Origin of the sequence: Candidatus Frankia alpina, from assembly GCF_902806485.1 — a bacterium.
GTDB lineage: Bacteria > Actinomycetota > Actinomycetes > Frankiales > Frankiaceae > Frankia > Frankia alpina.
In genome coordinates this window covers 1-14,444 of record NZ_CADCWT010000120.1, presented here as the reverse complement: position 1 = coordinate 14,444, position 14,444 = coordinate 1, and the positions used below count along the sequence as shown (strand labels likewise).

Here is a 14,444-nt window from a genome sequence, read left to right as displayed (position 1 = left end):
ATCGATGCGCCAGAAGACCTCCGGCGGGCAGCGCAGCACGAGGAGCAGCACCGCGCGGACGACCGCCGGATGGGTCACCGCGATGATGCCTCCCGGCCGGCCGCCGAGCCGGGTGAGCCAGCCGCCGACCCGGTCGAGCAGGTCCGCGCGGGACTCGCCACCCGGCGGAGCCATCGCCGGATCCTCGTGCCATTGGCGCAGCTCATCCAGCGGGATCTCGTCGAGCCCCCGGCCGCGCCAGGCCCCGGCATCCAGATCCCGCAGCGCGGCCTCGACGCCCGCGTCCGCCGTGTCCCCGCCGGCCTGCGTTTCGGCATCTGTACCGGTGTCGGCGGCGGTGGGGTGGAGGCCCAAGGCCCGCACGGTCTGCCGGGCGCGGGCGGAGCCGTCGGTGAGCACCCGCGCCCGGGCGGGCAGTGTTCCGGCCAGCGTCGCAGCCGCGGCCCGGCGCAGGCCGTCTGCGTCGAGGTCCTCGTCGACGGGGAACCGGGCGGCCCGCAGCGCCGGGGTCGGCGCCGCGCTGACCAGTGCAAGCCGAACGACTCCCGCGGCCATGGATGGCGACATCACCGGCCGAGGTAACCAGCGCCGCGCCAGCGCGTCAATGCCGGTCTCTACGCAGCGCGTGCGAGGCGCTGCAGCGTCAGTTGTCTGACATAGCCGCCATAGCCGCTGACCTCGATGTCGGTCGGGTGGGGAGACGGCACCGTCCGGTCATCGGTCGTGTACGGAATCGTGCCGAGGCTTAGCTGCGGTTTTGGGCTGTGAAACCGTGATTAAGCCTCGGCATGATCTGACCGCCATCTGACAGGGAAACGAGTAGTGAGCCGGTGGGCGGATGACTGGTGGCGGCCAGGTCTGATGAATCGGGCGGCCTGGAGTTCCGGTCAGGTGCTGAACGGGGAGCGGTCCGGGGCGGCCCGGCGCCTGCGGGGTCGGGCCGCCCTGTGCGGGGAGTGGGGGGTGCTGTCGCGGGAGCTGCGGTCGTCGGCCTGCTGGATCTCCCGGCTGCGCGGCCCCTCACCGAAATGGCCGCCGTCCGCCGGATGAAGTCCCTCCCGCCGACGGCCGGTCCGCGTCGGGAGTGCCACCCGCTCGGACGTCACGGGCGGCTGCTCGGCCGGGGCATTGCCCGCCGATGCCCGGGTGCCCGGAAGGCCGCCTTCCGATGCGATGTACGCCGGGCCGGGCTGCTCGCTCCCCAGGCCGGATGGTGTCCGGGGTGGCTGCGGCCGGCGTCCGGGCAGCGAGGGTTGGGGTAGCGAGGGGCGGGTGAGCAGGGCCTCGGCGCGCAGGGCGGCGAGCATGACGCGGGGAAGGTCACGGGTGGTCGGGTAGCAGCCGTAGCGGGGCTGCCAGTCCGGGTCGAACTTGGCGTTGAAGCGGTAGATCGACTCGATCTGGAACCAGCGGGACGCGGTGAGCAACAGCCGGCGCGTCAGCCGCAGCGCGGGCGTTGCGCCGAGGCGCTCCCCGCGGGCCAGGGTGGCACGGAAGGCGGCGAAGTTGAGTGACACCCGGGTGACGCCGAGCCGGTGGGCTTCGCGAAGCAGGGCCACGACCAGGAACTCGGTCAGCCCGTTCCCGGCGGTCCGGTCGCGGCGCATCGCGTCCAGGGACAGGCCGTCCGAACCCCAGGGCAGGAAGGTCAGCAGGCCGCGTAGGCGTCCGTCCTCGAACGCCCGCACGACCACGCTGTCGGGGTCCTCGGGGGCGCCGACGCGGCCCAGCGCCATGGAGAAGCCGCGTTCGGTGCCGCAGGAACGCCAGGCCGACGCCCGGTCCGCCAGCGCCGCCCGTTCGGCGGGGTCCAGGTCGGCGACCCGGTCGATCCGTGCTGTGTAGCCGGCGCGTTCGACCCGGGCCACGGCCTGCCGCACGCCGCGCATCGCCCGTCCGTCCAGGCTGAACGCCGCGGTCCGCACGACCGCCTCGTCGCCGAGTTCGAGTACCCGCAGGCCTACCCGCTGGTAGGCGCGTCCGCCGTCGGGGCCGCAGCCGAGGACCGCGGGCACCCAGGCGTGGGCGGCGGCGAGGTCGAGGAACGGGCGGATCGCCCCCGGCCAGGCCTCCGGGTCGCCGATCGGATCGCCGGCGGCGAGCGCCACCCCGCCGACGACCCGGTAGCTGATCGCGGCCTTGCCCGACGGGGACCACAGCACGCTACGGTCGCGCCGCAGGGCCACATAGCCCAGGGAGTCCCGGCCGCCGTGGCGGGTCAGCAGCGCCCGCAGCCGGGTGCCGTCGGCCGCCGTCAGCGCGGCGACCGGGGTGGCAGGGCGTAACGCCAGGTAGCCGGGGACGCCGACGGTGAGCGCGCCGAGGGCCAGCAGGACCGCGCCGACGAGGTCGCCGTCGCCGTCGCGGCCGAACCGGACCGGTCCGGTGATCCCCGCGAGGCCCGCGAGCACGTGCTCGACGTGCGCGCCGAGGCCGCCGCTGCCGTGGCGGAAGTGGATGAGGGCGAGCCCGACGGTCAGATCCGCGGCGGCCAGTGCGGCGAGGGCGCCCAGCGCCCGCCACCGGGTCCGTGGATCGCCGGCGGCGGGGAAACGGCGCCGGGTGGCGATCAGGACGGCGAACGGGACGAGGTCGATCGCGGCGGGGACGACGGCGAGCCCCCGGGCGAGGTCCAGCAGCACGGCCGCACCGGACAGGGCCAGCGCCGCCCGCCAGGCCCGCTGCTTGCGCCGGCGCAGCCCATGGGCCAGCCCGATGAGCAGCAGGCCGGCGCCCACGCTGGTTCCGGTCGCGGCCTGCGTCACCATCCCGGGGATCAACCGGCCGAGCCAGGTCCACCCGGTCGGTCGGTGGCTGATCGCGGTGATGACGTCGATCAGCCCGACGAGGGCGGTGAGGGTCGCGATGAGAGCGGGCACGGGCAGGCGCCCACCGGCGATGGTGGTGGTGGCGGGTGGCGCCGCCTCATCCTTGCGACGAGTCATCTTGACAGGCACTCCAAAGGCGCGACCGGGGGCAGGGGCGATCGGTCCCTGGCGGCCGCGATCTCTCGGTCGTCGGGACCGGCGTACGGTACATCCTCCGCGAACCCGCCGGTCGGGTGGTTCGGCATTTCTTGGGTCACGGCGCCGGAACGTCGTCATCGCGGCGGGTCGTGGCTGTGCCCATGGGGTGAATGGCCGTCCCGGCCGGGGAGCGAACCCTGCTTCGCTCCCCGGCCGGGCGATCCCAATCCCGACCCCGATCTCGACCCCGATCCCGACCACCGCCCGCGGTCAGGGAAGTAGGACTGTCTTTCCGACGGTGGTGCGACGTTCGGCGGCTCGGTGGGCTTCGGCGGCCTACGACAGGGCCAGGGAGCTGCCGATGATCGGCCGAAGCACCCCGCTGCTACGGCGAGGGGGTCGATGCGCGGCGGCTGCCCGCTGGCCGTCCCGTAGATCACCATGCGGCCGACGTCCGGTGCCAGCAGGTCGAACGCGGCCTGCGACACGGCTCCACCGGTGCCCTCCAGCACCACGGTGACGCTGCCGTCTACCGTCTCGCCCACGCGCCGCGGCCAGTACGGCTCCCCGGAGTCGACCACGACGTGTGCACCGTGATGCCGGGCGAGCTCACGTTTGCGGTCACCTCGGGCGGCGGCGATCACGGTGGCGCCGGCACGGCGGGCGAGCTGCACGAGCAGGCTGCCCACCCCGCCGGCGGCGGCCTGCACCAGCACTGTGTCCGCGGGCCCGAGGCCGGCGGCCTCGACCACCCCGATCGCGGTGGCGCCCTGACCGAGCAGCGCCACCGCCGTCGGGTCGTCGAGACTTTCCGGTAGGGGCAGCGCCGCGGCCTCGGGCAGCACGGCGAGCTCCGCATATCCGCCGTGGGCCGTCGCGCCGACCGGTCCTGCGGGCGCGGGGTGGCGACGGGGTGGGCAGCTGCCATGGGCGAGACCTCTCCATGCGGGGACGATGTCGGGCCCCGGCGTGCCGGCATGCGCCGGTCCGGACGCGAGAACCCGGGAGCCGAACAGACCCCATGTCCCTGCGGCAGGATCAATGGCGCTGTCGGCTCCATCTCTACAGAGGGCCCGGCGGCCGCGGAAGGTTGGGTCTGCGCTGCAGCGCCGCGGTGTTCGGAGCCGAGGTCCCGCAGGGGCTGCGGTCGCGCGCAGCTCTTTCACGCCTGTCGGGTTGCCCACGCCGGCGTCCAGATCCCGGTGTCGCGCCGCCTGGACCGGATCGAAGCGAGGTGGTGGTGGAGCGTGGCGAGCGCCGGGTGGGAGTTGTCGCGATGCCAGATCAGGGAATGCGGGTAGACCGGTGTCGGGTCGTGCAGCGGGATGCGGCGCAGATCGTAATGGGTGGGCCAGAGCAGCCGGGTCTGTTCGCCGACGAGGCTGGCCAGAGTCGCGGAGTCGGCGAGCACGTCCAGCAGGTGCTCGGTGCCGAAGTTGGGGCCGACCGGATCGATGGCGAGCCCGAATTCCGCGGCGAGGTCGTCGTAATAGGTGGCCCACTCGGTCCCGGGGAGGATGCCGGGTATCCAGATCCTGTGCCCGACCAGGTCGGCCGGTGTGACGGCGGGAGCCGCGGCGAGCTTGTGGGCCGGGCCGGTGAGGAGCTGGTGGGGCTCGTCGACGACCCGCACTGCCTTGATGCCGTCGGGTAGCCGCCGCGCGGGGATGGTGATAGCCCGAAATGCCGCGTCGATCGCTCCGGATCGGACGGCGGCGATGGCGACGTCGACGCCGGAGTCGTCGAGAACCAGGACGTCCAGTTGCAGGTCGGGATACCCGCGGTGAAAGTCGCGGAGCAGGGCTGCCGGTGCGGTCCGCCGGTTGATGACGTCGACGCGCAGCGCGCGTCGGCCGGGCCGCACGGAATCCGCTGCCCGCTGCTCGGCCTGGAGCAGCTCGCGGGCGTGCGGGAGAAACGCCTGCCCGTCGATCGTGAGCTGAGCTCCGCGCGCGGTGCGGGTGAACAGCCGCACGCTGAGATCTTCTTCCAGCTTGGCGATGCGTTTGGAGACCGCCTGCTGAGTGATCGCCATCTCGGCGGCGGTGTGCTGGAACTGACCGGTGTCCGCGACGGAGACGAACGTTCGCACAGCATCGAGATCCACGCCGCCCGACATTAGTCGCACAACCCGCCGTTGTGGCTCGCCGCTGTGGCGGTTGTTTGCTTCCTGCTTCTCCTGCTCGCTTAGATCCTGCTGGTCAACGAGATGTTGTTCGGATACGGCGGGAAGGGTTGGACCGGGTGGTGGAAACGGGGCGGTCTGCGGGATGGCGTTTCGGGTGGCTCTGGGCCGCGTACGCGGTCAGCTCTCTGGGCACGTGGCTGGCGTTCGACGCGTTTCCCCTGATCGCGATCCTCGTGCTGCACGCCGGGCCGACCGAGGTTGCGGTGCTCGCGGCGGCGGGGCTGGCAGCGGGGGCGCTGGTGGCGGTGCCGCTCGGACCGTGGGTCGAGTTCCGTCGCAAGCGGTCGGTGATGGTGGCGATGGACCTGGCCCGGTTCGTCGCGGTGCTGAGCGTCCCCGCCGCGTTCGCGTTCGGCTGGCTCACCTTCGCCCAGCTCCTCGTGGTGTCGGTTACGGTCGCCGCGGCCGACATCGCCTTCACGGCTGCCAGTGGCGCCTACGTGAAAGCGCTCCTGCGGGGCGAGGACCTGCTCGTCGCGAACGCCCGGCTTGAATCCACGACCTGGACCGCCACCGTCGTCGGGCCGCCGCTCGGCGGGGCCGCGATCGGGCTGTTCGGACCGGTGACGACCGTGCTGGCCGATGCGCTCAGTTACCTGCTCTCGGCAGCGGGGATCCGCGCGATCGGTGGGAGCGAGCCACGCTCCGCGTCGGCCGGCATGCCGAGGGCCCGGATTCGCGACCTCGCCGAGGGCTGGCGGTACATCCTGAGCCACCCGGCGCTGCGGTCACTGTTCGTCAACACGATTCTGGTCAACGGGTTGATCATGGCGACGTCTCCGCTGGTCGCCGTCCTCATGCTCGGCCACCTCGGCTTCGAGCCGTGGCAGTACGGCCTGGCGTTCGGTGTGCCCTGCATGGGCGGGCTCGTCGGCTCTCGACTGGCCCGGCCCCTCGTCGCACGTCACGGAACGCACCGGGTCCTGCTCGTTGCCGGCGCACTGCGGGCATGCTGGTCATTCGGGTTGGCCTTCATCCGCCCCGGAACGGCCGGGATCGTGCTCGTCATCGCCGTCCAACTCGGCCTGGTCACCTGCATGGGCGTGTTCAACCCCGTGTTCGCCACCTACCGGCTCGAGCACACCGATGCCGAGCGAATCGCCCGGACGCTGTCGGCCTGGTCGGTCACCAGCAAAGCCAGCATCGCCACCCTGACGGCGCTCTGGGGCCTGCTGGCCAGCATCACCAGCCCACGGATCGCGATCGCGGCCGCCGGTCTGCTCCTGCTGGCCACGCCCTTGGCGCTTCCGCGACGCAACGTCACCGCGCAGCCCACACCCGGATTGGTCGCACCGTTCCTCCGGAGGCCGGCGGCGGCGGAAGGTTCAGTCCGCCGCCGCGGCGCGGGCGCGCTCGATGTCGTTGATGTGGGTTTCGGTCCAGCGGCGCAGGGCGGTGATCGGCTCGGCGAGGCTGCGGCCGAGGGGGGTCAGGGCGTAGTCGACCCGCGGCGGGATGGTGGGGTGCATCGTGCGGGTGACGAACCCGTCGGATTCCAGGGCGCGCAGCGTCTGGGTGAGCATCTTCTGCGAGACATCCTCGATGCGGCGGGCGAGTTCGGTGTACCGCATCGTGCCGTCGCGCAGCAGCGCGTCGACGATCAGCACTGTCCACTTGCCGGCGATGTGGTCGAGGACCTGGCGGGTCGGGCACTTCGCGCAGAAGGCGTCCGCGGGCAGGCCCGAGGACTCGACCATGGTGCGATCATCCATGCGGGAGAGAGTAGCGTACCATTTAGTGCCTTCTTCCAAATGGAGAGCCACTCCCCGACAGTGAGTGCCATGACGCAGCTCCTGCCACCCGGACCCGCCGTCGGTCTCGTTCTCTCCACCCGGCCGACCCTGTCGGTCGCGGATGCGATCCGGACCCGCCGCACGGTCCGGCACTACCGGCCCGACCCGATCCCGGCCGCCACCCTCGACGCCCTGCTCGCCCTGGCCATCGAGGCGCCGACGTCCTGGAACCTGCAGGACCGCTCGATCGTCGTCGTCAGCGACGAGGCGGGCCGGGAGGGTCTCCTACGCGCCACCGGCGGGCAGCCGCAGCCGGCCGAGGCCCCGGTCGTCCTCGTCTTCGTCGCGCAACCGCAGGCCTGGCGCGCAGACCGGGCCGACATCTACGACCAGGCCCGCCGGGCCGGCGCCTGGTCGGAGGACTTCATCGCCATGTTCGCGGCCGCCGCCGACGACTTCCAACACGGCCTGGAACGGCGCGGCCTGCTGCGCGAGGATGCGATGATCGCCGCGACCTACGTGCTGCTCGCCGCCACCGAGCTGGGTCTGGCCAGTTCACCGATGAACGGCTGGGACGAGGCCGCCGTGAAGGAGACCATCGGCATCGCCGACCGCGACGACCTCGCCATCGCCCTGCTGATCGCCCTCGGCTATCCCGCGGAGGAACGCCGCCACCCCGGCCGGCGTCCCGTCGAGCACAACGTCTTCCATCAGCGTTATCGGCGCGCCGACGGGACGTGAAGCTTCAGTTCCCGTCGAAGGCCGCGGCCCCATCGGCCCCATCGGCCGCATGGGCCGCCTCGGCCTCGGTGACCGGCGCCGGACGGCCGGTGCGCAGCAGGAGGGCCACGGCGACCGCGGCCACGGCGGTGGCGACCGCACCGCCGAGGAAGGCGACGTGCATGCCGTCGACGAAGGCCGTGCGGGCGTGGCTGGCGGCCGGTTCACCGAGGTGGGCGGCGACCCCCAGCGAGGAGCGGGCCTTCTCGACGAGGGCCGACGGGACGGCGGCGGGCAGGGCCAGGTGGTTGCGGTAGGTGGCGCTGAGCAGGCTGCCGAGGACGGCGATGCCCAGGGCGCCGCCGAGCTCGCGGGACAGGTCGTTGACGGCGGAACCGACGCCCTGCAGCGCCGGCGGCAGGCTGTCGGTGATGGCGGTGGTCGCCGGGGTCATCGCCAGGCCCATCCCGAGGCCGAGCGGGTACAGCCCGGCGAGCAGCAGCCAGTAGGGGCTGTCCTGGCCGATCCGGGACAGCACCACCATCCCGGCGGTGATCAGGACCAGTCCGGCGACGCAACAGGCGCGGGCGCCCACGGCGGCGGCGACCTTCGGGGCGAAGCGGGCGGCGGGCATCAGCCCGGCCGTCATCGGCAGCACGCTGACCGCGGCGACGAGCGCGCTGTCCCCGCGGACGAGCTGCAGGTACTGCATGATCACGAAGATCATCCCGAAGAAGGCGAAGAACTGCAGCAGGATCGAGACGGTGCCCGCCGCGAACGCCGGCCGGGTGAACAGCCGCGGGTCCAGCAGCGGCGCGCGGGTGTGCAGTTCTCACGCGACGAACCCGACCAGCAGCACCACCCCGATGCCGAGCCCGGTCAGCGTGGCGGCGTCGAGCCAGCCGTGCTCGGGCGCCTCGATGATCGAGTAGACGAGTGCGCCGAGCCCCGCGACCGAGATCACGGCGCCGACGACGTCGAGCCGGGGGCCGTGCGGGTCGGCGGAGTCGGGCACGAACCGCCAGGTCCCCAGCGCGGCGGCGGCGGCGAGGATGACGCCGAGCACGAACACCGAGCGCCACGACCATGCTTCCAGCAGCAGGCCGGAGGTGAGCACCCCGACCACGGCGCTGGCCCCGGCCACCGCCGCCCACACGCCGACCGCGGCGGCCCGCCGTTCCCGCGGGAACGTTCCGGTGATCGTCGACAGGGTCGCCGGCATCACCAGCGCCGCGCCGAGCCCGAGGACGCAGCGCAGCCCGATGAGCGCCGTCGCGCTGCTCGTGAACGGCGCCGCCGCCGAGCCGGCCCCGAAGATCAGCAGTCCGATCAGCAGGGCGCGGCGCCGCCCGAACCGGTCGCCCAGGGCGCCCGCCGGCAGCAGCAGCGCGGCGAAGACCAGGCTGTAGGCGTCGATGATCCAGGACAGCCGGGTCTGCGAGGCGTGGGTGTCGGCGGCGATCGAGGGCAGGGCGACGTTCAGCGACGACATCGCCGAGATTACCGTCGCCAGCGCCACGCAGGTGACGACGAGCACCCGGGTGTGGTTCACGGGCGGCCCCGCCGCTGCCGCCCGCTCGGGGGAGGTGGGTTGCGCGGTCGGGTCCCCCGGCGCGGCGTCTGTTACCGATGCGGTCATGGCGGCTCCTCCAGCTCGGTGCGGTCCGGCTCGGTGCGTCCAGCTCGGTGTGCTGGTGGAACTGTGGAGGCGGCGGCCGTAGTTGTTCAACTGTGATGAATTCTTCGCCGCGGCGCGGGCGGCGGCCCGGCAGTCCCGACGTGCGGGCCCAGATCCTCGCCGTGGCCCGGGACCGGTTCCACCGCGAGGGCTACGACGGCGTCACGATGCGCTCGCTCGCCGTGGACGTGGGCGTCGACGCGGCGCTGATCAGCTACTACTTCGGATCCAAGCGCGGCCTGTTCGCCGCCGTCCTGGAAATCTCCGTCCACCCGGCGGACATCCTGGCCAAGCTGCTCGAAGGCGACCTGGAGACCCTGCCTCAGCGGGCGGTCCGCACCCTGGTGACGGTCTGGGATCAGCCGGAGACGGGCTTGCCGCTGCTGTCCGCGGTCCGCGCGGCGGTCGCCGACCCGGAACTCGCGGCGCTCATCCGCCGTGGCCTGCACCGTGAGCTGATCGATCAGCTGGCCGACCGGATCGGCTGCGCCGACGCCCGCCACCGCGCCGGCACGTTCGTCGGCCAGATCGGCGGCCTGGTGTTCACCCGCTACGTCCTGGCCGTCGAACCACTGGCCTCCATGACCGTTGATGAAATAGTCCGCACCCTCGGCCCGGCCCTGCGCATCACCCTGTTCGTCCCCGCCGTCCCCGCCCGCCGTCCGCACGCTGCCGGCGGCCCTGCCCGCGGGCCGGCGCCCAGGTAAAGGACGGAGCCTGCTGCGAGGATGATTCGGGGCAGCACGGCGGTTCGGGGGAGGAAAGGGTGCCTTTCGCGTTGAGTCATCCTGCGGCGGTGCTGCCGCTGCAGCGTCTCGGCCTGCCGATGAGTGCGATGGTGGCCGGGTCGATGGCTCCGGACGTGCCGGTGTTCTTCGAGTGGCCGGAGCTGTACCGGCTCACCCACAGCCTGCTCGGCGTCGTGACCGTCGTTCCGGTGCTGGCACTGGCCGCGTTGGCGATGTGGTTCAACCTGACCCGCGACGCCGTGGTCAATCTGGCGCCGGATTCGGTCCGGCTGCGGCTGGCTCCCCGAGCTCGGCTCACGGGACGCCAGTGGCTGCTGGCACCGGTGGCCGCGAGCGTCGGAGCCGTGACGCATGTGGTTTGGGACGACTTCACCCATGAGCAGCGGTGGGGTGTCCGGCAGGTGGCCTGGTTGAGCGCCCAGCACGGCGCCCTGCCCGGCTACAAGTGGTTCCAGTATGGCATGAGCGTGGCCGGGCTGGCCGTCGTCGCGGCGGTGATCGTCGCCCACCTGCGGGCGCTGCCACGAGGCCGCGGCGGCCGCGTCGGCATCCGTCGGAGTCTGGTCCTTCCTGCGGCGGTGTTCCTCGCTGCTGGGGTCGGCGCCGCCTTCGGTCTCGCGAATGTGCCACACGGGCTGCATGCCGTCGTCTTCCGCGGCGTCGTCACCGGCGTGATGGCGCTGTCGGCCGGTTTGCTCCTCGTGGCCGTTGGATGGCAGGTGGCAACGCGGACATCAGCGTGACGAGCGCTGAACCGGGTCACCCGTCCTGGCCCCGGCCTCACCCCGGCACGATCATGGTGTTCCGCGGAACAGCGCCGCGTGCCGCAGGGCGGGTGCCCGGTTCCGCTGCCGCGCCGCCGTGGTTCTGCGCTGGTTCGGGTCGGGTCGGTCGTTACGTCGGGTAGCCGGTGCGGGGGACGGGAGCGGGGTGCATGGGAACGGTGGCACCCGGGTCCTTCTGGGGTGACGAATCGGACACCGAACCCACCAGAAGGACCCGGGCGTGCGCTCTCCCACGCATCCGCCGCGGGCACCCGACAGCCGCCGCCACGTTCCGCGGAACCGTCCGCCCGCCAGCCCGGATTCCGGCCGGATTCCGGCCAGATCGTGCCGAGGGTTAGGTACGGTTTCAGCGCCAAAAACCGTACCTAACCCTCGGCGCGTTTCTGTACCCATCCGATCACACGTCAGGAAGCGTGCGACGGGAGGTCCCCGGGACGGTGAGGTCGCCGGGACGGTGATCCGGCCGGCCGGCCGGACCCGACGCGAGGCGGCACCTCGGCGTGGCCAACGCGGCGACCATCCCGATCGAGTCACAACCCACCACCACGACGGCCTGACACGGTCATTCAGATTCCGCGGAACAGCGTGCCGTGTACGGGAGACACGGAGAGCTCAGGCGGCGCCGGAGTGCATGCTGACGACGTTGCCCTTGACGTGGTTGACGACGAGGTCCTCGATGCAGCCGCGTAGGCGGCGGCGGGTGTCGTCGGGCAGGGAGGGGCGCAGCACGGCACGGTAGGTCCGCTCGCCCGCCGGAGCCGGCTCGTCCTCGCCGGTCCAGCCGATCGTGGCGATGCACGTCTGCCACAGGGCCGTCGCCGCGAAGGCGTCACCGTGGCCGAAATCGTTGTCCTTGATCGAGAACAGGACGGTCGTCTGCGCCTCGGCGCCGGCGCCGCCGTGGTATTCGGTCGCCTCCTGCAGCAGGTGCACCCCGAAGATGACGGCGACGGCGACGGCGACGGCGAACACGAGCAGCGGGCGCAGCGCCTTCATCGCGGGCTGGTCAGCAGGCGCAGCGGATCGGCCGAGTCGTCGAGCAGGCCACCCGGCGGCGGGCCGAGCCTCGCCATCGTCGCGGCGACCCCGGGGTCGGCGACGCTGCCGGCGGTTACGCGGGCCAGCCGCTCCACCACCCAGGCCAGGCCCGACAGCAGCAGCCCGGCGCCCATGAGGATCGGGATGAACACCGGTGCGGACGAACCGTCGGGGCGCAGCCAGTCGAACACCGCCGTGCGCTGCGGCGGGGCCTCCCGCAGCCGGGCCTCGATGCGCCGGCGCCGCTCGGGGCTCGCCTGCGCGGCGGCGGCGAGCCGGCCGATGCGCTGCCACAGCGTCACCCCGACCAGCATGACCTCGACGGCGATGAAGATGGCCCCGTTGGTCAGCGCCCGGTTCCACTCCCACCGGTACAGGTAGACGAAGAAGTAGGCCCCCGAGCCGATCAGCGTGATCGCGCCGATCCCAGGAACGACGAATCTCCTCACGCGCTCAACCTCCGCTCTCGGCAGGCGCGGCGCCGGCCTCGATGTTGCCGGCCTTGGTGCTGCCGCTGTCGGCGTCGCCGGCTTCGACGCGTTCCACCTCGCCGGCGCTGCCGTCCACGATCACCTCGTCGCCGTCGGCGAACGTCGTCGTGGCGTCGGCGACGCCGATCACGGCGGGGATGCCGTACTCGCGGGTGAGGATCGCGAGGTGGCTCAGCGGGCTGCCGGTCGTCGACACCAGGCCCGCCAGCTCCGGCAGTGCGCCGGCCAGCGCCGGGTCGAGGGTGTCGACGACGAGGACCCGGCCGGCGGCGTCGGACGGGTCGTGGGTGACCAGGCCGTGGGCCCGCCCGGGGCTGACCCCCTGGGTGGCGCCGGCGCCGCGGCGTGCCGCGACGATGCGCCCGTCGGCCGACAGCCGGAACGCGGCGGGCAGGGCCGCACCGCGGGCGGCGGCCGCCTGCACCGGGACGGACACGGCAAGGTCGTGCGAGATCGTCAGCTCCCGCAGCCGGGCGAGCGTCAGGTGCCGCACGTCGGCGGGATGGTGCAGCTGGCCGTGGCGGGCCAGGCGCCGGCCGAGTTCCATCGCCGCCTGCGCGGTCAGCTCATGCAGCCAGCGGGCCCGCAGCCGGACCGCCTCGCGGGCCACCGCGACCGGGTCGTCGCCTTCGCCGGTGGGCAGGCGCACGTAGGCGGGGGTCGGCGGCAGGGCACCCGGGCCCCCGACGGCGGGCGGGATCAGCGCCAGGCTCTCGGGATGGTGCGCGACGATCTCCGCGTCGGTCATCCCGTCCTCCCGGGCGCGGGAGACGGCGGCGAGCGCCACGGCGGCGGCGGTCGTCGCGGTCGCCCGGGCGTCGAGGAAGAACCCGGCGAGCACCTCGTGGGCGTGCACCCCGCGCAGCGTCGTGCGCGCGTTGGTGAGCAGCAGGTGGAGCTGGTGGTCGGTGAGGGTGGCGGGGTTCGGGACCGCGCGCAGGGCGGCGTTGACCTCTTCGACGAGGTCGCCGACGATCGCGGGGAAGGCGCCGCGCAGCCGGCCGAGCCGCCAGGCCGCGCGCAGCCGGCGTATCCCCGGCCGCGGGTCCAGCGGCATCCACCACCGCCGCCGCGGCTTGATCACGCCCAGGGCCTCCAGGTCGACGGCGACCCGGCCCTCGACGTCGATGACGAACCGGCGGCGCAGGTGGCCTCGGCCCGTCGCCCCGGACAGCCGCAGCGCCTCGCGCAGCCCGTCCTCCAACGGCGGCACCCACAGGTCCAGTTCGAGGTGGGCCAGCGGCTCGGGGAACGTCTCGGCCACCGGACCGGGGCCGAAGACCCGGCAGTGGGCGACGGGCACGGCCGCCGTGATCGGCCGGCTCTGCAGCAGCCGCAGCGTGCCGTCCGGCTCGATGAGCCATTCCATGTCCTGCGGGGCGCCGAAGACCCGCGCGGTGCGCCGGGCGAGGCGGGCGAGCTGGCCGCGCTGGCGGGCGTGCACCGCCGCGGGGACTGTCCCGTCGACGGATTTCAACCGCCCGCGTCGGGTCAGCAGCAGCGAGGTGCCGGTGACCTGGCCGCTGACGATCGCCTCGGGCAGCCCGTCGGTCATCGACACCAGGATGCGGGAGCGGCTGCCGGTCAGCGGGTCGAGGCCGAACATCACCCCGCCGACGCGGGCCCGCGCCATCGGCTGGACCAGCACGGCGATCGGGGCGTCCACCGGGCCGACGCCGGCCGCCGAGGCGACGACCTTGCCGACGGCCTCGGCGAAGGCGTCCCAGCCGGTGACGTGCAGCACGGACAGGTACTGGCCGGCCATCGACGATGACGCCGAGTCCTCCGCCACGGACGAGGAGCGCACCGCCAGCGGCAGGCGCCCATCGTCGCTGAGCTCCTGCCACCGATCGTGGATCGCGTCGCCGCGGGCCGGCTCGGCCCCACCGGGCTGACCGGTCGCCGCGGTGGTGACGACGAAGCCGGGGATCACCGGCAGCCCGGCGCGGGCGGCGACGGCGAGGTTGGCGGCCTTCGCGCCGACGAGGGCGGTGTCGCTCGCCGCCGGCTCATCCAACTGGACGACCAGCGGCCCGCGGGCGATCGCGTCATCCTTTGGCATCGATCCCCCCCGCACCTCACATGTCCCTTAGTGC

Annotated in this window: 13 protein-coding genes and 1 pseudogene; 4 read left to right on the top strand and 10 right to left on the bottom strand. The window is 73.2% G+C overall.

The genetic code is table 11. The features are described 5' to 3' along the window. The 4 genes from G6R25_RS14015 to G6R25_RS14000 all read right to left on the bottom strand — a co-directional run. Positions 1-555: histidine phosphatase family protein (locus G6R25_RS14015; RefSeq protein WP_205447114.1), on the bottom strand; the 555-nt coding region annotated here is incomplete at its 3' end. Positions 556-887: 332 nt separating this feature from the next. Then, positions 888-2,945 (bottom strand): phosphatidylglycerol lysyltransferase domain-containing protein, encoded by a 2,058-nt coding sequence (locus G6R25_RS14010; protein WP_163553319.1) that lies wholly within the window; start codon positions 2,943-2,945, stop codon positions 888-890. A gap of 155 nt (positions 2,946-3,100) precedes the next feature. Beyond that, complete coding sequence (locus G6R25_RS14005) at positions 3,101-3,811, bottom strand: zinc-binding dehydrogenase (RefSeq protein WP_163553318.1); 711 nt, start codon at positions 3,809-3,811, stop codon at positions 3,101-3,103. A gap of 317 nt (positions 3,812-4,128) precedes the next feature. Further along, positions 4,129-5,073 (bottom strand): LysR family transcriptional regulator, encoded by a 945-nt coding sequence (locus G6R25_RS14000; protein WP_163553317.1) that lies wholly within the window; start codon positions 5,071-5,073, stop codon positions 4,129-4,131. A 32-nt stretch (positions 5,074-5,105) separates the two neighbouring features. On the opposite strand from G6R25_RS14000, the pseudogene G6R25_RS13995 reads away from it, so the two are divergent. Beyond that, positions 5,106-6,350: pseudogene (locus tag G6R25_RS13995) on the top strand (MFS transporter); the annotation flags it as partial. Between the two features lie 129 nt (positions 6,351-6,479). Here the strand turns inward: G6R25_RS13995 and G6R25_RS31540 are convergent. Beyond that, on the bottom strand, positions 6,480-6,725 hold the full coding sequence (locus G6R25_RS31540) for a winged helix-turn-helix transcriptional regulator (protein WP_336501461.1): 246 nt from the start codon (positions 6,723-6,725) through the stop codon (positions 6,480-6,482). Between the two features lie 180 nt (positions 6,726-6,905). Between G6R25_RS31540 and G6R25_RS13985 the strand changes: the two genes are divergently transcribed. Continuing rightward, entirely contained in the window at positions 6,906-7,628 is a 723-nt protein-coding gene (locus tag G6R25_RS13985) for a nitroreductase family protein (protein WP_163553320.1), read from the top strand. Positions 7,629-7,632: 4 nt separating this feature from the next. Here G6R25_RS13985 and G6R25_RS27125 read toward each other — a convergent pair whose 3' ends face one another. Together G6R25_RS27125 and G6R25_RS27120 are read right to left on the bottom strand one after the other, a co-directional pair. Beyond that, entirely contained in the window at positions 7,633-8,358 is a 726-nt protein-coding gene (locus G6R25_RS27125) for an MFS transporter (protein ID WP_235948384.1), read from the bottom strand. A gap of 81 nt (positions 8,359-8,439) precedes the next feature. After that, positions 8,440-9,246 carry an MFS transporter gene (locus G6R25_RS27120; RefSeq protein ID WP_235948381.1) on the bottom strand — a complete coding sequence of 269 codons (807 nt, stop codon included), beginning with the start codon at positions 9,244-9,246 and terminating at the stop codon, positions 8,440-8,442. A gap of 95 nt (positions 9,247-9,341) precedes the next feature. On the opposite strand from G6R25_RS27120, the gene G6R25_RS13975 reads away from it, so the two are divergent. After that, positions 9,342-9,992, top strand: a complete 651-nt coding sequence (locus G6R25_RS13975; protein WP_163553316.1) for a TetR/AcrR family transcriptional regulator — start codon at positions 9,342-9,344, stop codon at positions 9,990-9,992. A gap of 59 nt (positions 9,993-10,051) precedes the next feature. Beyond that, entirely contained in the window at positions 10,052-10,777 is a 726-nt protein-coding gene (locus tag G6R25_RS13970) for a DUF4184 family protein (RefSeq protein ID WP_235948378.1), read from the top strand. Positions 10,778-11,431: 654 nt separating this feature from the next. Here the strand turns inward: G6R25_RS13970 and G6R25_RS13965 are convergent. The 3 genes from G6R25_RS13965 to G6R25_RS13955 are packed head-to-tail and all read right to left on the bottom strand — an operon-like array spanning position 11,432 to position 14,410. Then, entirely contained in the window at positions 11,432-11,815 is a 384-nt protein-coding gene (locus G6R25_RS13965; protein ID WP_163553315.1) for a hypothetical protein, read from the bottom strand. After that, entirely contained in the window at positions 11,812-12,306 is a 495-nt protein-coding gene (locus tag G6R25_RS13960) for a hypothetical protein (RefSeq protein ID WP_163553314.1), read from the bottom strand. Before G6R25_RS13960 ends, G6R25_RS13965 begins: the two co-directional genes overlap by 4 nt. A gap of 4 nt (positions 12,307-12,310) precedes the next feature. Continuing rightward, a complete protein-coding gene (locus G6R25_RS13955; protein WP_235948376.1) occupies positions 12,311-14,410 on the bottom strand; it encodes a PEP/pyruvate-binding domain-containing protein in 2,100 nt (699 codons plus the stop codon). Positions 14,411-14,444 lie beyond the last annotated feature (34 nt).